Annotated in this window: 16 protein-coding genes; 3 read left to right on the top strand and 13 right to left on the bottom strand. The window is 56.3% G+C overall.

Annotated features, from left to right (window positions below):
- The first annotated feature begins 73 nt into the window (after positions 1–73).
- Positions 74–13933 (top strand): putative Ig domain-containing protein, encoded by a 13860-nt coding sequence (locus ACFSUS_RS14220; RefSeq protein ID WP_381523634.1) that lies wholly within the window; start codon positions 74–76, stop codon positions 13931–13933.
- A 367-nt stretch (positions 13934–14300) separates the two neighbouring features.
- On the opposite strand, the gene ACFSUS_RS14215 is transcribed toward ACFSUS_RS14220, so the two are convergent.
- From ACFSUS_RS14215 to parS, 13 genes are all read right to left on the bottom strand, one after another.
- Positions 14301–14432, bottom strand: coding sequence for a hypothetical protein (locus ACFSUS_RS14215; RefSeq protein WP_381523632.1), 132 nt, complete (start codon positions 14430–14432; stop codon positions 14301–14303).
- A gap of 51 nt (positions 14433–14483) precedes the next feature.
- Positions 14484–14630: a recombinase family protein gene (locus ACFSUS_RS14210; protein WP_381524047.1), complete on the bottom strand. Its 147-nt coding sequence runs from the start codon at positions 14628–14630 to the stop codon at positions 14484–14486.
- A gap of 293 nt (positions 14631–14923) precedes the next feature.
- On the bottom strand, positions 14924–15376 hold the full coding sequence (locus ACFSUS_RS14205; protein ID WP_381523630.1) for an RES family NAD+ phosphorylase: 453 nt from the start codon (positions 15374–15376) through the stop codon (positions 14924–14926).
- A 3-nt stretch (positions 15377–15379) separates the two neighbouring features.
- Complete coding sequence (locus ACFSUS_RS14200; RefSeq protein WP_381523628.1) at positions 15380–15811, bottom strand: antitoxin Xre/MbcA/ParS toxin-binding domain-containing protein; 432 nt, start codon at positions 15809–15811, stop codon at positions 15380–15382.
- 317 nt (positions 15812–16128) lie between these two features.
- The gene (locus tag ACFSUS_RS14195; protein WP_381524045.1) at positions 16129–17085 is read right to left on the bottom strand and encodes a PDDEXK nuclease domain-containing protein; all 957 of its coding nucleotides are present in this window, start codon (positions 17083–17085) and stop codon (positions 16129–16131) included.
- Between the two features lie 603 nt (positions 17086–17688).
- Positions 17689–18192, bottom strand: coding sequence for a DUF6691 family protein (locus tag ACFSUS_RS14190; protein ID WP_381523626.1), 504 nt, complete (start codon positions 18190–18192; stop codon positions 17689–17691).
- Positions 18193–18202: 10 nt separating this feature from the next.
- A complete protein-coding gene (locus ACFSUS_RS14185; protein WP_381523624.1) occupies positions 18203–18778 on the bottom strand; it encodes a YeeE/YedE family protein in 576 nt (191 codons plus the stop codon).
- A 242-nt stretch (positions 18779–19020) separates the two neighbouring features.
- Positions 19021–19161 (bottom strand): hypothetical protein, encoded by a 141-nt coding sequence (locus ACFSUS_RS14180; RefSeq protein ID WP_381523622.1) that lies wholly within the window; start codon positions 19159–19161, stop codon positions 19021–19023.
- A gap of 263 nt (positions 19162–19424) precedes the next feature.
- Positions 19425–20837: an MBL fold metallo-hydrolase gene (locus ACFSUS_RS14175; protein ID WP_381523621.1), complete on the bottom strand. Its 1413-nt coding sequence runs from the start codon at positions 20835–20837 to the stop codon at positions 19425–19427.
- Between the two features lie 89 nt (positions 20838–20926).
- Entirely contained in the window at positions 20927–21730 is an 804-nt protein-coding gene (locus ACFSUS_RS14170) for a sulfite exporter TauE/SafE family protein (RefSeq protein ID WP_381523619.1), read from the bottom strand.
- A gap of 75 nt (positions 21731–21805) precedes the next feature.
- Positions 21806–22444 (bottom strand): Crp/Fnr family transcriptional regulator, encoded by a 639-nt coding sequence (locus ACFSUS_RS14165; RefSeq protein WP_381523617.1) that lies wholly within the window; start codon positions 22442–22444, stop codon positions 21806–21808.
- 104 nt (positions 22445–22548) lie between these two features.
- Positions 22549–23040 carry an RES family NAD+ phosphorylase gene (locus tag ACFSUS_RS14160; RefSeq protein ID WP_381523615.1) on the bottom strand — a complete coding sequence of 164 codons (492 nt, stop codon included), beginning with the start codon at positions 23038–23040 and terminating at the stop codon, positions 22549–22551.
- Complete coding sequence (parS, locus tag ACFSUS_RS14155; RefSeq protein ID WP_381523613.1) at positions 23040–23465, bottom strand: type II RES/Xre toxin-antitoxin system antitoxin; 426 nt, start codon at positions 23463–23465, stop codon at positions 23040–23042. The genes ACFSUS_RS14160 and parS overlap by 1 nt, the downstream gene beginning before the upstream one ends.
- 547 nt (positions 23466–24012) lie before the next feature.
- Here parS and ACFSUS_RS14150 point away from each other — a divergent pair.
- A complete protein-coding gene (locus tag ACFSUS_RS14150; RefSeq protein ID WP_381524051.1) occupies positions 24013–24213 on the top strand; it encodes a hypothetical protein in 201 nt (66 codons plus the stop codon).
- Positions 24140–24340, top strand: a complete 201-nt coding sequence (locus tag ACFSUS_RS14145; RefSeq protein WP_381524043.1) for a hypothetical protein — start codon at positions 24140–24142, stop codon at positions 24338–24340. The genes ACFSUS_RS14150 and ACFSUS_RS14145 overlap by 74 nt, the downstream gene beginning before the upstream one ends.
- Positions 24341–24416 lie beyond the last annotated feature (76 nt).

Genomic DNA, 24416 nt, shown 5'->3' with positions numbered 1-24416 from the left:
TTGGTGGGCTTTAGCGGTACTTGCGGGGGTCATTGCGGCTACTCATCAGCCCCTCATCATTCCCGTTTCGTGTATGAAAAATCACTACCTGCTTCGTCTTCTTTTGTTGATGTTGCTCTGCCTGAGCCTGACACCGACTGCCTGGGCTCAAACCGCGGCCTCCTACGTGTTTGCTCCCATCAATGGGGTGACAGCCGAGTCCACACCGGGCAATATCCTTATCAGTGCCTCGTCGACGTTCAATTTCCGGTCGAACCCGGTGAATATCGGCTTTACGTTCGTTTTCGCGGGTGTCAGCTACACCCAGTTCACGGCCGATGCCGGGGGCGTGCTGCAGTTCGGCGCGCAGCCGAACGGTGCTCCCGGCTTTCCCCGGGACAACAACACGCCGGGCCTGACGCCCGGCTCGGACAGCTTTGGCACCACCGGCTTCAACGGTGGCGTGAGCTACGGGGTGGTTGGCACCAGCCCCAACCGCAAGCTGGTGGTGGAGTGGCGGCAGTCGGGCGGTGGGGTACCCGATAACGCGTCGCGCCGATTCCAGGTGTGGCTCTTCGAGGGTAGCAACGCCATTCAGATGGTGTACGCGAGCGGGACCGCCGACGCGGAGCGGGTAACGGTTGGAATTGCGGCTTCGGAAACCGATTTTCTGTGCGTCGACCCTGCAACTAACCTGGCCAGCAGCACCGAGGTGCCCGATGCGGGGGGCTTCGCATACACGGCGGGCAGGTCGTTCCGGTTCGAGCCGGTGGTGGCGTCCACGGCACCCACCATTACCGGCTTCACGCCCACGACGGGCACTGAGGGCACCAGCGTGACGGTGAGTGGCACCCGGCTGACGGGCATCACCGCCATTCGCGTGAACGGCACAGCCGGCACCATCATGGGCACGCCCACGGCCACCGCGGTCACCTTCACGGTGGGTACTGGCAGCACCAGCGGGCGCATCAGCCTGAGCACCCCCGGCGGGCTGGCGGTGAGCAGCAGCTCCTTCTCGTTTGCCCCTGGCATCACCAGCTTCACCCCCACGAGCGGGGCTACAGGCCGGGACGTCACCATCACCGGCACGAACCTCTCGACGGTCACGGCCGTGACCGTCAACGGTACGCCCGGCATTCTCGTGGGTACGCCCGGCAACGCCAGCCTCACCTTCAGGGTGGGCACGGGCAGCACCACGGGGCCCATTAGCGTGGTGAACCCGGCGGGTACGGCCATCAGCAGCACCAATTTCACGGTGACGAACAGCGTGACGAACGTAGCGCCGGCGAGCGGGCCGGTGGGCACGGTGCTTACCATCACGGGCGTGGGCTTCACGAACATAACCGGCGTCCGGTTCGGGGAAGTGCCGGCCCCGTTCACGGTCAACTCCGACGCGCAACTCACTGTTACGGTGCCGCGCCTGGCCTCCAGCCAGCCCATTCGGATTACCCGAGGTAGCCCCGGTAGCCTCACTTTCTCGTCGGAACTGTTTACGGTGACGCGGCCCCTGACCGGCACCGCGTATAGCCTGGTGACGAGCGGGCTGGCCACCAATGCCAGCACCGGTGCTGTGCCAGCCCTGGCTGATTTCGATGGCGACGGTCAGCTGGATTTGCTCATTGGCCGCGCCGACGGCGCCATCAGCCATTTCGAGCAGAGTGCCGTCAACGCGGCCACCTTCACGCTCGTGACCCACAACTTCAACGGCATCAACGTAGGTGGCAACGCTGCGCCCACCCTCACCGACCTGGACGGCAACGGCCGGCTGGACTTGCTTATTGGCCGCGCCGACGGCACGATATCGTTGTACCGGCAGGACGCCATGAACAGCACCACCTTCACGCTTGCGGCAAATAACCTCGGCAACATCGACGTCGGCGACAATTCCGCGCCCGCGTTTACGGACTTCAATGGCGACGGCCTGCTGGATATGCTGCTGGGAAATGCTAATGGCTCGGTGAGTCGCTTCTCGCAAAGCAGCTTGAGCCCTACTATCTTCTCCAGCCCCACCAACTTCAGTGACTTGGCGCTGGGCAATGGCAGCTCGCCAAAGCCTTTCGTGACAGATCTCGACGGCAACGGTCGGCTCGATGTGCTCTTCGGCCTGGCCAATGGCACCATTAGTCGCTACGAGCAAACGGCCACCAACGCTACCACCGTGGCACTGGTGAGCAGTAATTTCGCCGGCCTGAGCGCGGGCACCGACGCGGCTCCCATCCTGACTGATATCGACGGCAACGGTGCCCTCGACCTGCTGCTGGGCCGCGGCACCGGTGCTGTGGACCGCTACGAGCAGACGAGCGCCGGGCCCACCATCACCAGCTTATCGCCTGCCAGCGGTCCGGCGGGTACGGTGGTCACCATCAACGGTACCAACCTGACGGGAACTACGGCCGTTGTGCTGCGTGGTATTCCGGTCAACATTACGCCCATCTCAAACACGCAGGTGTCGTTTGTCGTGCCCGCACAGGCATCTACCGGTCCCATTCGGCTGACTACGCCGGGCGGCACCGTACTGAGCGGCACGAACTTTACCGTAACGCGGGCCAGTTCGTCGCTCACCTATGTCCAACGATCTGCGTCGTTCAACAACATTGATGTCGGGACTTTTTCAACGCCCGCCATCACCGACCTCGACCACGACGGGCTGATTGACCTGCTCGTGGGCCGGGAGATAGACGGGCTGGTGAGTCATTATGAACAAAGTGCGCCCAACAGTCTTAGCTTCACACTTCGGGCTAACAACCTGAGCGGCCTGACGGGTCACTTCAACTCGCTGGTGTCGGTGACCGATATCGATGGCGACGGCCTGCTCGATATGGTGGTGGGGATCGGGGCGGGTAATTTCAAGCACTACGAGCAATCGGCCCCTAACAGCAACTCGTTCACGCAACTATCCAATGACTTCAACAACATCGTTGCTACAGGGGGAATAGCCTTCCAGATTCCGCACTTTACGGATGTTGACGGCGACGGCCTGCTCGATCTGCTGGTGGGCGACGAGTTTCTGAGCCGCTACGAGCAGACGGCCGCCAATGGGGGCACGTTTACCCAACTGAATAACCAAGACTTCGGCCCGACGGACGATGCGGGTAACGGTGGTGCTGCCGCCTGCGTGGTTGATCTGGACGGTAATGGGCGGCTCGATATGCTGATTGGGCGTCAAAATGGACAACTGTTTCATTATGAACAAAGCAGCGCGAATAGTACCGCTTTCACCCAGATTTCAACAGCCTTCAATGGATTGAGTTTATCGGGGTATACAACCCCCGCCATCACTGATCTGGATGGCGATGGGCTGCTCGACTTGCTGGTCGGTGGTGCTGATGGCCAGATCAGGCATTTCGAGCAGGCTGCTCCGCCAGTTTTCACAAGCGACCCTGTCAGCAAAAGCGTTTGTAGCGGCAGTGGCACCACGTTTACCGTGGCCACTACCGGAGCCAGTTCCTTCCAGTGGCAGGTAAACACGGGTAGCGGTTTTACTAATCTGAGCAATACCGGTCCTTATTCGGGCGTAACCAGCACGACGCTCACGATCAGCAATGTAGCGGGTCTTACTGGGTTTCAGTACCGTTGCGTTGCCACTGGGGACGGCATTTCCGTTAATTCAAATGCGGCAACCTTAACGGTGAACCCCCTGCCAATCGTCACCAACCCCACCGTCAGTACTGCTACCCAGGGCCAGGCCTTTAGCCAGGCCTTTACGGCGTCGAATGGGCAAACCCCCTACAGCTTTAGTCTGGCCAGTGGCACGTTGCCCACCGGCCTGAGTTTAACCAGTACGGGCGTGCTGAGTGGCACACCGAGTCAGAGTGGCAGCTTTCCCATCACGGTGCGGGCCACCGATGCCAATGGTTGTGTAGGCGTAGGGCCCACCTACAGCCTGACGGTGAGCAGCAGTACAGTTATCTGCAACAGCAGCCCCGACTATCAGCCCTTAGTCGATCTCTACAACGCTACCAACGGCCCCAACTGGAACAACAACACCGGTTGGCTCAGTGGCTGCGACCCCTGCACAGGCAACAACGGCAACCCCTGGTTTGGTGTATTCTGTCTGAATGGGCGGGTTAACCGCATCATCTTAGCCGCTAACCAATTGAGTGGCTCTATTCCGGCCAGCCTGAGTGGGTTGACTACTGTTAAATTTATTGAATTGGACGGAAATCGTTTAACTGGCGCTATCCCCTCCGAACTGAGTGGATTGCCCAGCCTTGAATTACTTAATTTAGGGAGTAATCAGTTGAGCGGGAGCATTCCGGCCAGTCTGGGGACGCTCCAAAATTTAAGAGCTCTTGACTTATTCAAGAACCAGCTAACGGGTAGTATACCGTCCGGTTTAAGTGCCGCTACCAACCTGGAAGTTATACGAATCAGTGAAAATCAGCTAACGGGCAGTATTCCGGCCAGTTTCACCACACTGACCAACCTTAGAGAGCTTATTGTAGGCGTTAATCAGCTAACGGGCGGCATTCCAACCAATATCGGTTCGCTCACTGCACTCACCACACTCGATGTTGCCTTCAATCCGCTTGGTGGGCCAATTCCACCCGGTTTAGGCACCTTACCCCTCATAATTCTGGAAGCCCAGAATGCTCAGCTAACAGGTTGCTTTCCCGCATCACTATCTGCTTTGTGTGGACGTGATATCCGGCTTGGCGGTAATCCTGGCCTGCCGGGCGGTGGCAATTTTGCTGCATTTTGTGCGACGGGTGCAGGCAGTGATGCCTTCGTGGCCCGCGCCGGAGCCAGCCAGTCAACTGTCTGTGTGGGCAGCGTGGTGAGTTTGAGTGCTTCGGGCGGGACATCCTACACCTGGAGTGTCCCGTCGGGAGCCATCCTGAGTGCTACCACGGGGGCGGTCGTTTCGGCTACCCTAACAACGGCAGGTCCCAAAACCTTCACAACTGTAGTGAGCAATGGAGGGGGCAGTTGCACGGCTACGGCTACAGCCAGCGTGACGGTGAACACGGCTCCGGTAGTCACCAATCCAACCGTCAGCACGGCTACCGTGAGCACCGCTTTCAGCCAGAGTTTCACCGCATCAGGTGGTACTGCACCCTACAGCTTCTCGCTGGCTAGTGGCACGTTGCCCCCCGGGCTGAGTCTGAGTACAGCCGGTGTGCTGAGCGGCACACCAAGTCAGAGCGGCAGCTTCACCCTCACCGTGCGGGCCACCGAGGCCAGTGGTTGCGTGGGCGTAGGGCCAACCTACAGCCTGACGGTGACGGCCCCGGTGGTGAGTCAACCCATCCGCTACGTGCGGCAGGACGGCACGGGCGATGGCACCTCGTGGGCCACGGCCTCGGGCAATCTGCAAAGCCAGATCGACGCACCGGGCGTGGAGCAGGTCTGGGTAGCGGCTGGTCTCTACAAGCCCACTACCACCACCGGCCCCAACAGCCGCACGATTAGTTTCTCGATGAAGAATGGGGTAGCCATCTACGGGGGCTTCCCGGCCACGGGCAACCCCAACTTTGCCCAGCGTGGCGCCGTCAACCCCGTTACGGGCAGCCCCAGCAGCAGTACACTCAGTGGCGACATTGGTACTATCGGCAACAACAGCGACAATACGTATAACGTTATCTACAATGGTCCGGGCTTAACGCTTACGGCCATACTCGATGGCTTTGTGATAACCGGCGGCAATGCCAACAGTAATCAGTTAAACATCGGTAGTCGGCGTGGAGGGGGAGTTTATAACGATGGAGGTGCCATTGATCAGGTTTGTAGCCCAACCATTCGTAACTGCCTGTTTCAGCACAACGCGGCTTCGGATAGGGGTAGTGCTTTGTTCAACGATGCCAATAATGGTTCGGCCAGCCCCCAGTTGACCAACTGTGTGTTCGAAAGCAACACGGGGGTCGCCATTTTCAATGAGTCGGATTTGGGTGCCAGCAGTCCCGTCATCACGAACTGCTCATTCCTGAACAATGCCGGAGGAGGCATCTTTATTAATGTAGTCCAGGACAATACGGTAAGCCAGTTAACCCTCGCCAACTGTCTATTTAGAAATAATAGCGCTTTTGAGGGAGGGGCTATCTTCGGCAATTATGAGATAGGCGCTGCCCAGCAGAATAATATTGTCCGCATTACTAATTGTGTGTTCGAAGAAAACTCAGCCAGTACCGGGGGTGGAGCGGTGACCGGACTTGGCAATAACCGGTATGAGGTGGTAGGTAGCACGTTCCGGAACAACTCGGCCAGCGGAAATGGAAGTTCGGGAGGTGCCATTTACTCAGCTGACCCCATAATGACCTTTACCAACTGCCTGTTTGAGGGAAATTCTGCCACACGGTCTGGGGGGGGGATAGAAATACAACGGGCAAGCAAGACTCTCTTTATTAACTGTTCGTTTCTAAACAACAGCGCTTCCAGTAGTGGTGGCGTAGTACGGTATGTAGCTGATGATAGCCTCGTACTCAGAAACTGTTCGTTTCAGGGGAATATTGCTCCTTATGGAAGTATCATAAATAAAGGGAATAGTAGTACTAAGGTAGCCTTGACCAACTGTGTCCTGTTTGGTAACGAATCAGAGATCCCAATCGGTGATGACAGTCAACAGGTGCGGGTCAGCTACAGCCTTCTTGAGCCTTCGGTGACAGGATACACTAGCGGACCGGGCAACCTGACTACGACCGTCTCGCCCTTTGCCAGCACCACCTCTACCCAGCTCAAGGGTTGCTCCCCGGCCATCAACGCCGGTGACCCGGCTACCACCACGGCCACTGTCGGCACCACCGATCTGGCAGGGAATCCGCGCTTCTTCAACAACGCCGGAGCGCCGGCCGGGCGCATCGACATGGGAGCCTACGAGTTCCAAGGTAACCCCACCGCTATCACCGTTACCAATCCAACCGTTATGACGGCGACGGTAAGCACTGCTTTCAACCAGACCTTTACGGCGTCGAATGGGCAAATTCCCTACAGCTTCTCGCTGGCGGGTGGCACGTTGCCCACCGGCCTGAGTTTAACCAGTACGGGCGTGCTGAGTGGCACACCGAGTCAGAGTGGCATCTTTCCCATTACGGTGCGGGCCACCGATGCCAATGGTTGTGTAGCGACAGGTGGGGTGTATAGCCTAACGGTAAATGCACCGGCCACGGTGCTGTCCATCGCCCGGGCGAGTGGTACCCCCACCAAGCTGACTGCCGTAGTTTATGTGGTCACGTTCGACATGCCCGTGGCAGGCCTGACAGCGGCCAACTTTAGCGTGGTGACGACGGGGCTGAGCGGAGGTGCCGTGACGGGCATCACCAATACCGGACCCAGCACCTACAACGTGTCGGTGAACACAGGTACTGGCGACGGCACCCTGCAGTTGCGGCTGAACAACGGCACTGGCCTGACGCCGTCCGTGAGCAACCTGCCCTTCGACGGCGAGGTGTACACCATCGACAAAACGGCCCCCACCGCAGTCGTGTCGAGCCCGGCCAGTACCAGCACTGCGCCCATTCCATTCGCAGTTGACTTCAGCGAAAACGTATCCAACCTCGAAGTAAAGGATATTCTGGTGACCAACGGCACGGCCGGGGCGCTGGTGGGCGGTGGCAGCAGCTACACGCTCTCCGTCACGCCCACAGACCCCGGCGCGGTCACGGTTCGCCTGGCAGCAGATGCCGCCAACGACCTGGCTGGCAACGGCAACCAGGCGTCCAACACCGTGAGCGTGACCTACGCCCCGGCCCCAACCATCACCGGCTTTGCCGCCCTGGACAACACGGTTTGTGTAGGCAGTCCGGTGACGTTTACGGCTACAGTGGGTAACGTAACGGGCTTCTACAGCTTCACCCTGACCGATGGGGTGACCACGCTGGCCAACTCGACCAGTATGAGCGCCTTCAGCCGTAGCCTGACCCCCAGCCAGACGGGACCGCTGACGGTGACGCTGATCACGGGTGACAACGGCTTCACCAGTACGGCCACTACGACGATCACCGTCAACGCCTTTAGCCCCGATTACCAGCCTCTGGCCGATCTCTACAATGCAACCAATGGCGCAAACTGGTCCAACAACACGGGTTGGCTCAACGGCTGTGACCCCTGCACGGGCAACGCAGGTAATCCCTGGTCGGGACTCACCTGCGCCAACGGGCGGGTTACAAGAGTTAGTCTGTTCTCCAATAATCTTGTCGGCACCATACCGGCCAGCCTGAGTGCACTGAGCAATCTGACCGGATTGATTTTAGAGAATAACCAGCTCAGCGGACCCATACCCCCCAGCCTGAGTGCGCTGAGTAATCTGACTCAACTGAATGTAGGGTTCAATCGGCTCAGCGGGGGCATTCCTTCCAGCCTGAGTGCGCTAACCAATCTGACCAGCCTGAATTTAGGGGTCAACGGACTCAGCGGGTCAATACCGGCCAGCCTGAGTGCACTGAGCAATCTGACCGGATTGATTTTGAGAACCAATGGGCTAAACGGCCCCATTCCTGCGGGCTTGGGTGCGTTGGACAAGCTAACGCTACTGGATTTAGGGACCAACGAACTAAGTGGGGCTATTCCTCCCAGTCTGGGTGCATTAGGCAATCTAAACCTATTGAATTTGTCCTTTAACCAGCTAAGCGGATGCTTCCCCGCGTCGTTATCAGCCCTGTGCGGACGTACTGTTAATTTCTCCAATAACGCAGCCCTGCCGGGTGAGGGTGATTTTGCCGCTTTCTGTGCAACGGGCGCAGGCAGCGATGCCTTCGTGGCCCGCGCCGGAGCCAGCCAGTCAACCGTCTGTGTGGGTAGCGTGGTGAGCCTGACGGCTTCGGGTGGCACAGCATATAGTTGGATAGCGCCCGCTGGTGTTACCTTGAGTAGCCCGGCCACGGGTTCCGTCGTCTCGGCTACGCTGGGCGTATCGGGCCTACAGACCTTCACGGTCGTCGCTAGCAATGGAGGCAGTTGTACCGCGATGGCAACGGTAGGTGTGCTGGTAAACCCGGCCGTGAGTGTCATCAATCCGGCCACCAACACCGTCACCATCAACACGCCTTTCAGCCAAACCTTTACCGCGTCGGGGGGAGCGGGTATCTACAGCTTCTCACGGGCGAGCGGTAGTCTGCCCAATGGCCTGACACTAAACACAGCCGGTGTGCTGAGTGGCACACCCACCCAGGGCGGCAGCTTCACCCTCACCGTGCAGGCCAGAGACGCCAATGGCTGTGTGGGGGTGGGCCCAGCCTACGTGCTGACGGTGAACGCCGTACCGACCATCACCGGCTTTGCTGCTGTGGACAACAGCGTCTGTGTGGGTAGTCCGGTGACGTTTACGGCCACGGTGGGCAACGTGATCGGTTTCTACAGCTTCACCTTGACCAACGGGGTGAGCACCATCACCAACGCCACCAACCAGAGCGCCTTCAGCCGTACCTTAACACCAACTCAGACGGGACCCCAGACCTTCACCCTGATTGCGGGTGACAACGGCTTCACCAGCACGGCTACCACCACTGTAACGATCAACGTCCTGCCGGTAGCGGGGCTGACCAACAACGGTCCTTTGACCTGTAGCCAAACCAGCGTGACCTTGACGGCTTCGGGTGGCACCTCCTACAGCTTCAGTGCAGGAGCTGACCAGCTTGGCAGCAGCAACCGGGCGGTGGTTAATACGCCGGGCACCTACTCGGTGATGGTGGACGATGGGAATGGTTGTGTGAGCAGCACCAGCACGACAGTGGTCAGTGGCACGGCGGTGGTAACGGTGGCTAATCCCACCACTAACGCGGTAGCGGTCAACACGCCCTTCAGCCAGACTTTCACGGCCAGTGGCGGAGTGGGTCCGTATAGTTACAGTCTGGCCAGTGGCGATCTGCCCAACGGGCTGAGTTTAGCCAGTACGGGGGTGCTGAGCGGCACCCCGCGTCAGGGGGGCAGCTTCCCGCTGACGGTGCAGGCCACCGATGCCAACGGCTGCGTGGGGGTGAGTGCACCGTATGTGCTGACGGTGAATGCCGTACCGACCATCACCGGCTTTGCTGCTGTGGACAACAGCGTCTGTGTGGGTAGTCCGGTGACCTTCACCGCCAGTGTGGGCAACGTAACGGGCTTCTACAGCTTCACGCTGACCGATGGGGTGAGCACGCTGGCCAACTCGACCAGTATGAGCGCCTTCAGCCGCAGCCTGACCCCCAGCCAGACGGGACCGCTGACGGTGACACTGATCACGGGTGACAACGGCTTCACCAGCACGGCTACCACCACTGTAACGATCAACGTCCTGCCGGTAGCGGGGCTGACCAACAACGGTCCTTTGACCTGTAGCCAAACCAGCGTGACGCTGACGGCTAGTGGGGGCAGCTCTGGTGAGCCGTTCTCTTACACCTTCACCGACAGTAGTGGTAGCGTGCTGGCTGGCAGCGGCAACACCCGCAGCGTAAGCGCATCGGGCACCTACTCGGTGATGGTGAGTGATGCCAACGGCTGCGTGAGCAGTACCAGCACGACAGTGGTCAGTGGCACGGCGGTGGTAGCGGTGAGCAACCCAACGACCACCGCCGTGGCCATCAACACTTCCTTCAGCCAGAGCTTTACCGCATCGGGGGGAGTGGGTCCGTATAGTTATAGTCTGGCCAGTGGCGATCTGCCTAATGGCCTGAGCCTGAGCACAGCGGGTGTGTTGAGTGGCACCCCGCGTCAGGGGGGCAGCTTCACGCTGACGGTGCAGGCCACTGACGCCAACGGCTGTGTGGGCGTAGGCCCAGCCTACGTGCTGACGGTGAACGCCGTACCGACCATCACCGGCTTTGCTGCTGTGGACAACAGCGTGTGCGTGGGCAGTCCGGTGACGTTTACGGCTACAGTGGGTAACGTAACGGGCTTCTACAGCTTCACCCTGACCAACGGGGTGAGCACCATCACCAACGCCACTAACCAGAGCGCCTTCAGCCGTACCTTAACACCAACTCGGACGGGACCCCAGACCTTCACCCTGATTGCGGGTGACAACGGCTTCACCAGCATGGCCATTGCCAGCGTGACGATCAACGCCCTGCCGGTAGCGGGGCTGACCAACAACGGTCCTTTGACCTGTGAGCAGACCTCCGTCACACTGACCGCTTCGGGTGGTACGAGCTATGTCTTCAGCGGGAACGCTACTCAGATCGGTACGACTAATCAAGCTACGGTCAACGCAGCAGGTACGTATTCGGTCACGGTGGCCTCGGCCAGTGGCTGTGTGAGTACTACCAGCACCAGCGTCGAGAGCAGCACGACCGCAGCTTCCGTCAGTATCAGCCCCGCATCGGCTCTGTTGACGTGTACTAGCCCTATCGTGAGTCTAACGGCACTAGGCGAGGGCGATGTGCGCTGGAGTACGGCCGAGACGAGTCCGATCATCTCGGTGAGTGTCGCGGGCAACTACTCGGTGACGCTGACCAACGCCAGCGGTTGCACGGCCACGGCCAGCGTGACAGTTGAGCAGGCCCCCGACCAGACGCTGGCCTTCACCCAACAACCCCTGTCGGCTACTAGCGTGACGGTGGGGGCGACCGTCACCACGGGTGTGGTTGTGAGCGGCAATCCAACGGCCTACCAGTGGTACAAGGACAACCTCAACAGTCCCGTGAGTGGGCAGACCTCAGCCACCCTGACTCTGACTAACATCCAGCTCACCGATGCGGGTAGCTACTCGGTGGTCGTCACCGGGGCCTGCAACATCGGAACGCCGACCGGCCTTACCTCGTCGGCCTTCAGCCTCTCGGTAGTCACTCCTGCAGTCCCCCTGGCTCTGACGCTCTCCGCCAGCCCCACTCAACTATTGACTAACCAAAGCACGACCCTGACGGCTATCGTCGCGGGCGGCACAGCTCCCTATAGCTACAGTTTTGCCGGACCAGGTATCCTTATATCCAACGGCAATACGGCCATCGTGTCGAGCCTGCCCGTGGGGGTACAGACGCTGACGGTGGTAGTAGCTGATGCTGTCAATCCCGCCCAGACGCTTACCGGTACAGTTAGCGTGACCGTCGGAGAGGTGGTTAGTGCGCCCTTCGCCATCACGGCGGTGACCACCATCAGTTGTACCCCGGTGCTGCCCAACCGCTACAGCGTCAGCTTTGCCCCCCGCTACTCGGGGCTCACCGGCCAGCCCATTAGCTTCTCAGTGGTCAATGAGCTCTTCCCCACCCTGGATGGGGGACCCTACACCATCCGGCTCTACACCGACAACCCCCGCATCACCCTGAGCGCCGTGCAGCAGGGCACCCCCGGGGAAGCCCTATTTGTCTACGACTGGCTGGCGGCTTGTCGGGCTTCGGAGTCGAGTAACACGCCCCCCACGGTGCTGATGGCGGTGCCGCCCCAGTCGGCCACGGTAGGAGTGGGCTACAGCTACGTCATCCCGGAAGGTACCTTCTCCGACGCCCAGACGCCCGCCAGTCTAGCCCTGTCGGCCCAGGGCCTGCCCCTGGGTATCGGCCTGTCAGGCTACACCCTCTCGGGGGTACCATCGACAACGGTGGGCTCGCCTTACTCGGTGACCCTGACAGCCACCGATCCCGGCGGCTTGAGCGTGAGTACGGTGGTGGGCTTCAGTGTCAGCCCGGCTACGGGCCCGGTGGCCCCCACGCCCCCCTTTGCCATCACGGGGGTGACCACCATCAGCTGTACGCCCATCTTCGACCGGATCAACATCAACTTTGTGCCCCAGTACGTGGGGGTGAACGGGCAGGCCATCGCCTTCGGGGTAGTCAACGAGCTCTTGCCCACCAACGAGCCCGGGCCCTACAGCCTGACCTTGTACCGGGACAACCCCGTGATTACGCTGCGGGCTACCCAGACGGGCAGTACCGAGCCGACCAGCTTTGCCTACCACTGGCTGGCGGCCTGTGCCAGCCAGGGCCAGGACAACACCCCGCCGGTGGTGGTCAACCCGATTGGGTCACAGACGGCGGTGGTAGGCGTGAACTTCGAGTTGAACTTCCTCAACACGTTTGTGGACCAGGAGACGCCGGGCCAGGGCGGCTTGCGCTACGCGGTGAGTGGCTTGCCAGCTGGGTTGAGTCTGGTGAACACCAGCCTGAGGGGCGTAGCTTCGGTGACGGGTGTCTCGACGGTGGTGCTAACGGCCACCGATGCCGGGGGCTTGAGCACGACGGTGAGCTTCGGGCTGACGGTGCAGTCGGCCCCGGTGAGTGGGCTGGCCCTGAGGGTGCAGGCCAACCCCACCCAGGTGACGGTCGGGGGCAGCGCCACGCTGACGGCCCAGGCCAGTGGGGGCACGGCGCCGTACAGCTATAGTTTCTCGGGCCCAGGCTCGGTGAGTGTGGTGGGCAACGTAGCAGTGTTTTCCAACCTGTCCCTGGGTGAGCAGGCCTTTATGGTAGTGGTATCGGACGGGAGTCAACCGACTCCTCAGCAGTTGAGCGTAGGGGTGAGCGTGACGGTGGCCGAGCCCAGCTCTCAAACCGGACCCTTCTCGATTACCGGCGTGCAGCCGCTGAGTTGCGTTGGGGTGGGCCCTGGTCAGCGGCAGGTCAGCTTCAGCCCTCAGTACGCCGGCGTAACCGGCGAGCCGATCAGCTTCTCGGTGGTCAATGAGCTCTTGCCTACTCAGCAAGCTGGTCCTTACAGCTTGCGTTTGTACACCGACAACCCCGTCATTACCCTGAGCGCTCAGCAGGGCAGCCAGGTGGTGAGCTACGCTTACCATTGGCTGGCGGGTTGCCAGGCTCCGGCCCGGCTGGGCTCGTCGGCATCGGCGGATGCTGTCCCAGGCTTGCAGGTGGTGGTGCTGGGTAACCCCATCCAGGGCAATCAGGTGGCGGTGGCGGTGCGGGGCGCCCAGGGGCAGGCCCTGCGGCTTGAGCTGACCGACCCGGCTGGTCGGCCCGTGAGCGAGCAGCGGGTGGAGTCGGCCGGGCGGATCGAGACGCTCACCCTGTCAGTGGGGGGGCAGCCGGCGGGTATACTCCTGCTGCGGGTGAGTAGCCCCAGTCAAACCCAGACCCTCAAGCTGCTCAAGCGTTAAAGGGATTTCCTGCATCAGCCAGTAGCCGGATCACTACTAGGTGATCCGGCTGCTTTTTTGCCCTTATTTTTCAAAATCTTTGGCGTGTTTTTAGCCCGGATCAGTGTCTTAAAACGCCCGATTTATGAAGCAGTGTCATGCATCAGTCAACCGTTCGTTTGCTCCTGCCAGGCTAAGTATCGACAAACCGTCGCTCGGCTTATATGAAACAACTGACCAATCTCTAAGATCGTATGCATCTTCAGGGCATACATGGTCTTAACCGCCCGTGCTTTTGCTTGAGCTTCTGGAGTAAGACCTTTCGGACGGCCTCCCACGCGTCCTCTGGCACGAGCCGCGGCTAAACCAGCTTTAGTACGTTCACGGATTAGGTCTCGCCGGGTCGCCGACGGTCAGCCGCGCCGGTGCGATCGAACTCGGCCAGCGAGGCAAACAGGTTGAATACTAAGCGACCTTGGGCAGTGGTCGTATCATCGGATCGCCGAAGCGACGGCATCATTCAGACTACGGAACCCAACCGCACCGGCGACCCGGGCCTTTGGTCTGAAAGTCATTGATCAAGGTGAAAAGTTCTTTGAGTGACCTGCCTAGTCGCCGGGTGGCCGGACCCATCCAGCTTCCATACAATAATTGTATCTTCTTCCCGAAGTACCTCCAGCATCTTTTGAAGCTGTGGTCGTATCTTGGCCGAAGACACCTTGTGGTCCGCCACCCCGGTCCTGAAAGATTTTTTGACAGCCGGCCTTTTTCAGATCATCCAGTTGCAGGGATAAGTTTTGATCCTGCCCGGGGTGGGGCGCCACTGCGACGCCGGTGCGGTTGATACGCGTGCATAGCCAAAGAGCATAAAAGTATCTGTACCGGTGATGTAGATCATTTTTGAGGAGATGCCACTAACTGTCAGCTGGTTGCATCTCCTCAAAAAACGATTTACGCCGTTATATTCAAGAAGTAGATTTATAAAAAATCCTTCAGCTCTTAGTGATGTGCTTAAAGAAGACGGGAATCCCAAAAATAGTCCTCGGTTCTAACCAGCTGAACGTACTGACTAAAGTCTGGATGTTCGGTATTGATAATGTAATTGTACTCGTAGATAATGATCGCTGAAGGAACCTTCAGGATCAGACTTTCCTGGCTGGTGTACCAGTTAGATCCAATTGTTTGTAGAGCAGGATAACCCGCCAGAGTTCGCCAGTTGGTGGGAAGCTCTTTGAGTTGAACGGTTCGCATCAGGTAATCATCATCGGCAATAGAGATGACCATCACCTTATAGGAGGAGGTAGGCTGAATGGCTCCCCGGTGAACTACTAGCTCCAGAGAAGCTAAGGAACGCGATGCGCCGGTATAAATAACTTGCTGGCCTTTGGTATTCCACCGATTCGCACTTCCTGATGAACGTAAGCTATGAGCATGAACATCTTTACTGATTCGAAATACCTCCATCCCCTATACATTATCTCCGTATTCCATGGCCGTTAACCGATCATCGACAAATTTTATCCCGGTGATGGTATTTAGATAGGCATTAGGGGTCCTGTTGTCAAAATAAAAGTTAGACCGATTCAGCCACTGGTCGAATTCTTTTACTGAGCCAAATACCTGAATGCCGTGCTTGATGAGGGCTAACAGCAGGAGGACCTGTTCCTTAACATTTTCTTTAAGGGTCGTTGGCGGCTTCTTGTATTCGCGGAAGGTTTTAACGCTCACATTGAGCCAGTGCGAAATGATAGTATCGTTAAAATCGGTTAAGGTCTTAATGGCATTAACATGCTGCCAGTTGACCTCCCTGGTATAAAGCAGGGAAAGGATTTCGCTATCATTAATGTGGCCAGGCACATCTCTCAGCAGTAGACTTTCAGGTGATGCAGCTCGTTTCATCGGGAGTTTGTTTTCGGCGTTGTCACAAACTTAGGCAAATTTACCTTTATCAAAAGGAACTATTTCACTTTGTAAATAATTCAGCTTTTCTGAGAATCCTATCGTCTCAAGGAGGAGCGTTTTCTGAGACTGTAAGACAAAGTCAAAATAATGGTGGCTGGCCCCTCGCTTTCCGACGACCACAGCCGGTACACCGGAGCAGGATCGTTTGACACTTGTTAGAATAACCCTTCAAACAAAGCCAGCCTTAGTTATAATCAGATGGCCACGCCCCGGCGTACGGGAAACCAGGGGAATAGCCATAAGCTAGTTACGTGTTAGTTGTCCTCATCGGGTAATTCTTTACGAATCTCATCCATCAACTGCTGCTCGGTTGGCAGGTGAAGCTGATACTTACTGGCAAACAAGTGGGTGTTATTCTCGGGTAAGGTGTAACGAACGACGGCATCGTTTTTGTCCGCACACAACAGCACGCCAATCGTCGGATTCTCATAAGACTCCCGAATGGCTCGGTCGTAGTAATTGACGTACATCTGTAGTTGACCCAGATCCTGATGGGTTATCTTGTCCATTTTCAGATCCAACAAGACGAAACATTGTAAGAGCCGATTATAAAAAACCAGATCGATTTTGAATTCATCGCCATCAATGAGAATGCGTTTCTGGCGAGCGACAAACGAAAAACCGTTACCGAGTTCTAGCAGAAACTCCTGAATGTGGGTGATGATGGCACTTTCCAGATCTTGCTCATAGTAGCTGGCTTGTGGCTTGAGGCCTAAAAATTCCAAGATCATCGGATCTTTGATAAGTTGATGAGCCTGAGTAGGCTTGGCTTCTGAGCGGGCGATGGTTAGGACACTTTCCTTATCTTGGCTCATCAATAAGCGCTCGTAGAGGAGGCTGTTGATCTGACGTTCCAATTGGCGTACCGTCCAGGCGTTCTTTTCGGTTTCGGCCATATAAAAGGCTCGTTTATCGGCATCTTCAACCCGAACTAAAGCTTTGTAGTGAGTCCAGGTTAATTGTGAACGCACTGAGTTCACATTTGGAAAAGTCTGATAGAACTGCCTGCTTAGTTGCAGGTTTCGACTGGAAAAGTTTTCGCCATATTCAGCCACGAGTTGAGTGGACAAGTTTTTGATGAGTGCTTTGCCATAAGACGCCCTCTGCTGGCCCTGTTGTTGATCCTCAATGATGAGCCGGCCGATCTGCCAGTACATCAAGGTTAAGCCATGATTTACCGATCGAGCCGCACTCTCACGGGCCTGGCTAATGATTAGTCGTATTTGGGATAATAGTTAATCCATGCACTCTAAGTAGGCCCCTGATACAGTAAGTTTGACGTATCAAATTTGCCAAGTGCGAAGATACTGGTTAGCGGTCATGTTGATTCTATTCAACTGATAAGCGATAGCCGATTGGCTAGCCTAACAGCGGTTCACGTTAGACTGGATATTCATGAACGTTTTCTCGTCTCAAGAGTGAGCATTTAGTGAGACTGTTAGACAAAACCCAAAAAAGAAGTGGCTGGCCTCTGTCATCACATTTCCGGCCAGTACAGCAGGTGTTACGGAGCGTAACCGTTTGTATCAGAAAAGTTGATAGGGTATAAAAAGAAGAGTAAGCTGTACTGAAATAATCTGTAATTAAAAAAGCCACCTTCATCGTAAGCGGCTTTTTTGTGACGGAAAATGTGCTGGTAGAATCACCCGGTTAAAACAGTATCGCAACAACTACTTCGCTAATTGTGCCGTAGAACTGACATTCTTTGCATTAGTAACAGGGACGACCTTCAGCTTGGGGCGGGACGATGAACAATAAAAAATGGCTGACCCGAAAGCCAGCCGTCAGATAACTGGTTCTGAACGCTTTTAGGATTAGTTGGGCAACCGCTCGCGGAAATAGCCGTACAGCCACGTACCGGTGATGGTACTCAGCAGGGTAACGCCGACGACCAGAAATCCGCTGCCGATCTGCGCAAACAAGGGACCCGGACAGGCCCCCGTGATGGCCCAGCCCAGTCCGAAAATCAGACCGCCGTAGATTTGTCCTTTCTGAAACGTTTTGGGGGCAATGCTGACGGCTTCGCCCTGCAGGGTTTTGATGTTGAAGCGTCTGATGAGCCACACCGACAGCATTCCTACCACGACGGCACTGCCGATGACGCCGTACATGTGGAAGGAGTCGAGCCGGAACATTTCCTGAATACGAAACCAGGAGATGATTTCTGCTTTGACGAAAACAACACCGAATATCATGCCAACGAGCATATACTTGAGGTTTGCTGTTGGGGCTTCTGATTTTACCTGCCTGTATGGTACCTCGCATACAGTGGCCGGTTCGTTGAACGAACGATTTTCTGGTGATGGTACTGACTGCATGGCTGGTTGATTAGTTGACGAGTTTGAAAATAAAGGGCAGCAGCAGGTGCGTCATGGCAAAGCCGCCGACCATGAAGCTGATGGTGGCTACCAAAGACGGCCATTGCAGATTCGACAGGCCCATAATGGCGTGGCCCGACGTACAGCCGCCCGCCCAGCGCGTGCCAAACCCTACCAGCAACCCACCGATCACAAAAAAGAATAACCCTTTCATTGTAAACAGGTTAGCCGTAGCAAACAGGTCGGCGGGCATCAGTCCCGAAAAATCCCGGATACCATACCCGCGTAAGGCCGTTTCGGTGGCGGGGGCTATTTCAACCGCGTTGGGGTTTGTCAGGAAGTAAGTGGCCAGAAAGCCGCCGAGCAGAACCCCGGCCACGAAGAACAGGTTCCATGCTTCTTTTTTCCAGTTGTAGGTGAAGAATGGAATGTTAAAGGGCAGGCAGGCCGCGCAGATGTGCCGCAAGGACGAGGAGATGCCGAATGACTTGTTGCCGATCAACAGCAGTGTCGGTACGGTCAGGCCAATAAGCGGCCCCGCCACGTACCAGGACCAGGGTTGGCGGATAAAATCAAGGAAATTCATAGGTAACTTTTGTTAATAGTGATAATTCAGCACAAGGTTAAGCTGGCTCATGTCCAGCCGATTGGGCGATGATCTGTTATCCTTGCGTACCAGCAGCATCTCGGCCTCCAATCCTCCAGAAAACCCCTACAATGGTATCTGGCTCTTAGATTTAGCTGCGAATAACTGGGCAGGCCGTTCTTATTCAAGCGGTAACTGGCACTATTCGGTAACTGTTAATAGCCCGTTGTCAGGTCCCAGTTCTAGTGTCGGCCGGCTTTGTACCGGACACTGCCGGTTACCGCATTCACGTTGCCCAGCCCTTCGTTGCGTTCGCGATTCAGGTACGTGTAAAACGGCTCCACGGCAAAGATGGTGCGTCGCAGGAGCGTACTCAGTAGCATTAATCACTAATCAACGAAAAATCGTTTGTTACCGAGCTACGGAAGCTAGTAATCCGGCAACACTCGCTCCTGGCCGGCTACAAACCGGCACTGCATTGCGCAGCAGTAGCCAGGGGTCAGGTGTGGCAGCAAATCCAGTTAGTTCGCTACTGACACGCCCGCTGCCCGGCACCGTTAGCCCACGATAGGTGGCTACAGGCTGACTCCGGTCAGCCCCGGCGTTAAACGATTGCCTTGTCTGGCGGAAACCAAAGGCTGTTCTATCAGACAGTTGCTTCTCGGGCTTCGGTTACCACCGGATTGCCCTGGTTGACCCACTCGTTTATACTGGCGGAGTAGTTCTGCACGTTGTCGAATCCGTGGCGGGCCAGCAGGGAGTAGCCGATGGTGGCCCGGTCTCCCGACTGGCAATAAATTACGACGGGCTTGTCTTTGCTGATCTTGTCGAGTTGCTGGGGCAGGGTGCCTACAAACACGTTTTCTGCCCCTTCGATGTGCCCGCTGTTGTATTCGGATGCCCCCCGCAAATCCACCACCTGCACATCGGGGCGGGTCAGGTACGTTTTGGCCGTGTCGATGTCGATAACATTGGCCTTTTGCAGGTCGATACCCAGCGTATTTACGTCGGTTACGTAACCATAGACCTTGTCTAAACCGATGCGCATGAGTTTACGGGTAAGGTCCTCGATCTGGGCATCGTCGGCGACCAGCATAAATGGTTCCTCGTAGGTCATAAACCAGCCCATCCAGGTGGCAAAAGCGTTGTTGCCCTGAATATTGATGCTGCCCGGCACGAATCCTTCGGCAAAAGCTACTTTGTTGCGCGTATCAATTAGCTTGATGCCCTTGTCGAGCGCAGCCCTGACGGCCTCCACCGTGAGTTTTTCGGGCGAGGGAACCGCCGTCAGCAGCGGGCGGTCAACCCGGTTGAGGTGTTTCATGCGGGCAAAATACCGGGGTGGTTCGGGTTGGTCGGCTAACAGGTAATTTACAAAACCCTGTAGGTCGTTGTCGTACTGAAACGCCCAGTTCCTAATTTTTTCGTAACCGACCGTCGTGCTGGGTACCGCTCCCAGGGTTTTTCCGCAGGCTGAGCCGGCGCCGTGGCCTGGCCATACCTGTAAAAAATCGGGTAGGGTGCTGAACGTATGGACTGACTCAAACATCTGGCGGGCACCGGCTTCCTGCGTACCCTCCAGGCCCGCTGCCTTTTCCAGCAGGTCAGGACGGCCCACGTCGCCCACAAAAACAAAGTCGCCCGTAAACAGCATAACGGGCACAGCCGAAGCGGGTTTGTCTGTCAGTAAAAAACTGGTACTTTCCGGCGTGTGGCCCGGCGTGTGAATCACGGCTAACGTCAGATTACCAACGGTAATGACATCCCCATTTTTCAGCCCCTTGTGGTCGAACTCGTACTGCCAGTCCGGTCCGCCTTCGTCCGACAGGTAAAGCGCGGCACCGGTGAGGGCCGCCAGTTCGCGCGCCCCCGACAGAAAATCGGCGTGAATATGCGTTTCGGTGATGTGCGTAATGCGAAGGCCATTTTGCCGGGCGACGTTGATGTAGGTATCCACATCGCGTTTGGGATCGATAACGATGGATTCGCCCGTTTTTTGGCAACCGATGAGGTAACTGGCCTGCGCCAGACTCTTGTCATAAATGTGCTGAAAAAACATAATTTATTTTGCTTTGCGACTGTCAATTGATTGCCTAAAAGTAGATCACGGAGGGACCGCGATCAGTGACTTTTGTCACTCATACCCGCTCATAAAAATACCTCCCGGCTGATGATGTACACGCCCATCACCAACACAAACCAGCCAAAGGTTTTCTTTAGCTTTTGGCCCGGCACAAATCGGGAGAGATACGTACCCAGCAGGATACCGAATACGGAGAACGATGTGAATTTTAGCAGGAAGGGCCAGTCGATCAGCAGATTAGCGGTGCTCTCCCAAAAGCCAATGAGCGCATTGGCGGCAATAATGAGCAGGGATGTTCCCACGGCCATTTTCATGGGCAAGCGAACCAGCAGCACTAAGGCTGGTATGATCAGAAAACCACCGCCCGCCCCTACAATGCCCGTCAGCAGACCGACCAGAATGCCGTCGAAGGCAATCATCGGCAAATTGAACCGGAAGGGAGCCGCGGAGAGCTGATCCGGCATCTTTTTGTCCCGGATCATGCTGACCGATGCCACGAGCATGACCGATGCAAAAAAGATCATGATGGCTATGTTTTTGCTGAGAACAAAGGTGTCGGTAATGAAAACCGGATCGGGAATTGCCGGTATGAGGTAGTGGCGGGTCAGATAGACCGCCCCGAAGGAAGGGACTGAAAACAGGATGGCGGCTTTGTAATTGACCTGCCGCTGCCGAATGTAATTGAGGGAACCAACCAAGGAGGTCGTACCGACGACAAACAGCGAGTAGGTGGTGGAAACAACGGGGTTAAACCCCAACAGATAGACCAGTACGGGCAGTGTAAGGATGCTTCCGCCCCCGCCGATCAGGCCCAGACTGACCCCGATAAGAATGGATGCCGAGAAGCCAGCCAGTTGTAAGGATGTCATATACACTTAAGTTTTTAAGCGAAATACGACTTCAGTACACAGGACTTCCGTGATAAATGTTACAAAAGATGGAAATCAGGACAGCATCGCGATCTTGTTGCGCATCAGTTTAAGGTGGCCATGCTTTTCCAGTTGCTTCAGCAGGCGGGATATGACCTCCCGCGAGGTGGCCAACTCCTGAGCAATTTCTTCATGGGTAATTGACAGTACACTGCACTGACAACTGGCAATCTTTTTTTGCAGGTACGTCAGCAGCCGTTCGTCTAATTTGTGGAAGACAACGTCATCGATGGTCGTCAGCAGGCTATCGAACCGCTTCTGATACGTTTGAAAGACGAACTGTTTCCAGGTCGGGAAGCGGCACATCCACTCGTCTACTTTCTCGACCGGAATGGCGATGAATTCGGTTTTTTCTTCCACCACCGCCGTGATTTCGCTTTGCTTCGTGCTCAGACAGCATGTCAGCGACATGGCGCAGGTGTCCATCTCGCCGAGGTAGTAGAGCAGCACTTCCCGGCCTTCGGGATCGGGACGCAGGATTTTGACCGATCCCTTTATGATAATGGGAACCGAACGGATGTACTCACCCGGCCGGATCAGGTACGACCCAACCGATGCCGTTCTGTACTGACCTGTTGCGGCCATTTCCTCGATGAGTTTGTACTCAAACTGGCCGTTGAGAATCTCGTGCAAGTGTTCGACTGTCAGTTTCATGGGCTACTCGTTAAAAATGGCCGGGTTACGGCATCGCAACACAAATTCATCGGGTCAGGTTGCTCAGGTGCATTATAAGCTTAGTCTTTATAAACGCCCGTTATTTATGCTATTACCGCCGTTGGTAAGCGTGGATCTATCGGGTAAGGCTGAATCGAGAGAACCTGGCACTCGCTACACTGAGCATGTAAGGGGTCTAACAAGACATTGCGGGAAGGTGACAGGGGGACCAGAGCGGAAGGTAAGGCCAAACATAAGCACTGGTAGCGCTCGAACTGCTGGTCAGCAAAAAGCGGCAAGCCTACAGGAGTGGCATAGGGATCATCCCAGCCAAGAGGCAGTTCTTCCACGCTAATTAAGCGGATAGAGTGGTCGGGTACGGTAATTTCACATAGGATCAGCGGAGGCAGGTCCGCTAAAGGCGTGCCGTCCAGCTGCACCATGTACTCCCAAAAACCTAGCTCCGGCGTAGTGGCTGTGTAGACCATAGGCCATCCTTTAGCATTCCAGCGCCCACCCCGCAGCTTAGCCCCTATCCCCTCCAGGATGCTATCCCGGTGGGCGTCAGTTTGGATACGATACAGCGTGATGGCCATTAGCTGAAGACACCATATTCGATCCGCCCCAAGATATCTTCGATCAGCTGGACACCGGTGGGACTATCTAGCAGATCTAAGGGGAACCGATCCCCTAACAGCCGTAAGGGTCGACGCAGCCAGCGGTTAAATTTGCCTTGATCCTGAAAAACGGTTGCTCCATAGTCAGCCAATCGACTCAATAGCAGCAGCTTTTCGGAGGTAGACGCATCCAGTCGCCCCACCTTGGCCTGTCGGTGGAAGGTAGCCACCGATTGGTTAAGCAGCCGAGCCATCTCCTTATCGGTAACACCGAGTAAGCCGGCAATTCGTCCGGCCTCAGTGCCCATCAGTCCCTGGCGAGAGCGGTCGATGAGTTGAAGAGCCGTCAGAGGTTGAGGAAAGTGGTTTTGTTCACCTATGTAAGCGAAAGCTTGTGTTGCCATGTTGCGCCACCAAAGAGGGCATGTGACCTCATTTGATAGTACTATAACTATCTTTTGATACTCCTGATTCCTGAATGAACTGGAAGTGTGAAGAAAGTTGGGTGAAAAGACGTCTACTTTTGGGGCGCATTTTCTAAGAAAGTTAGTTTGTTATCTAACCAACTTTATCCATCGCAAACTAATTGATCAACTACGCTTTGCTGAACATGATATCGCTACTTTGTTACTTGACCGTAATTGTACTGTCAGCCGGATTCCCTCTAGGAGTGTTGGCTCAATCAGTACCGTTTGAGATACCCCTAGGGCCCAAAGGGGCTCCTGGATTTGAAAATCGGCGGAATGAACCCGAGCAGGCCCAAGACTATTGGGTACACCATATTAATAATCCATCCGTAACCGTCTATCTACCCCCTAAAGAGAAAGCGACAGGGGCCGCGGTGGTTATCTGTCCGGGGGGTGGACATTGTCTTAGCCCCCTGAATGGTTGGACAAAATTGCAAAAACAGGTGGTGCGCCACTGCGATTAGTCCTACTACATTCAGAAATCATGAGCAAAATCAGGCGAACTTTTACTCCTGAAGACCGATATTCCATCGTTCAGGAAGCCATCCGCGACGGCCATGCCGACATTTGTCGCAAGTACAATGGCACGGGCCACCCCGCTGTCTCCTTCGTTGCTGCGGAAGTGGCGCCTAAAATATTTAAGCAAGGGAAAGGAAGGGCTGAGAGATTCCTATACACGGGTTGATCCCCAACTCCGTACCCTAGAGGAAGAAAATGAGCGCTTAAAACGAATTGTTGCCAAACAGGCCCTAGAACTGGAACCGCGGTGGCCTTTAGGTTTGTGGCATGGTAAGAATCTAAGAATTAGCTAGCTTTCTAAAAACATCAGAGCGGGCTTCCCTATCGCGGTGGCTAGGTACGACCCATGGTCCGATTCAGGTCCCGCTC

It is taken from the genome of Spirosoma soli, from assembly GCF_042684525.1.
Taxonomy (GTDB): domain Bacteria; phylum Bacteroidota; class Bacteroidia; order Cytophagales; family Spirosomataceae; genus Spirosoma; species Spirosoma soli.
The sequence above is the reverse complement of the archived record's forward strand: the minus strand, read 5'-3'. Positions and strand labels throughout refer to the sequence as shown.

Coding starts and splice junctions, on each gene's coding strand:
- parS (WP_381523613.1), bottom strand. CDS start 23,465: ATGGCAACACAAGCTTTCGCTTACATAGGTGAACAAAACCACTTTCCT.
- ACFSUS_RS14205 (WP_381523630.1), bottom strand. CDS start 15,376: ATGGAGGTATTTCGAATCAGTAAAGATGTTCATGCTCATAGCTTACGT.
- ACFSUS_RS14165 (WP_381523617.1), bottom strand. CDS start 22,444: ATGAAACTGACAGTCGAACACTTGCACGAGATTCTCAACGGCCAGTTT.
- ACFSUS_RS14170 (WP_381523619.1), bottom strand. CDS start 21,730: ATGACATCCTTACAACTGGCTGGCTTCTCGGCATCCATTCTTATCGGG.
- ACFSUS_RS14185 (WP_381523624.1), bottom strand. CDS start 18,778: ATGAATTTCCTTGATTTTATCCGCCAACCCTGGTCCTGGTACGTGGCG.
- ACFSUS_RS14175 (WP_381523621.1), bottom strand. CDS start 20,837: ATGTTTTTTCAGCACATTTATGACAAGAGTCTGGCGCAGGCCAGTTAC.
- ACFSUS_RS14160 (WP_381523615.1), bottom strand. CDS start 23,040: ATGGCCATCACGCTGTATCGTATCCAAACTGACGCCCACCGGGATAGC.
- ACFSUS_RS14215 (WP_381523632.1), bottom strand. CDS start 14,432: ATGATGCCGTCGCTTCGGCGATCCGATGATACGACCACTGCCCAAGGT.
- ACFSUS_RS14150 (WP_381524051.1), top strand. CDS start 24,013: ATGAGCAAAATCAGGCGAACTTTTACTCCTGAAGACCGATATTCCATC.
- ACFSUS_RS14190 (WP_381523626.1), bottom strand. CDS start 18,192: ATGCAGTCAGTACCATCACCAGAAAATCGTTCGTTCAACGAACCGGCC.
- ACFSUS_RS14180 (WP_381523622.1), bottom strand. CDS start 19,161: ATGCTACTGAGTACGCTCCTGCGACGCACCATCTTTGCCGTGGAGCCG.
- ACFSUS_RS14220 (WP_381523634.1), top strand. CDS start 74: ATGAAAAATCACTACCTGCTTCGTCTTCTTTTGTTGATGTTGCTCTGC.
- ACFSUS_RS14200 (WP_381523628.1), bottom strand. CDS start 15,811: ATGAAACGAGCTGCATCACCTGAAAGTCTACTGCTGAGAGATGTGCCT.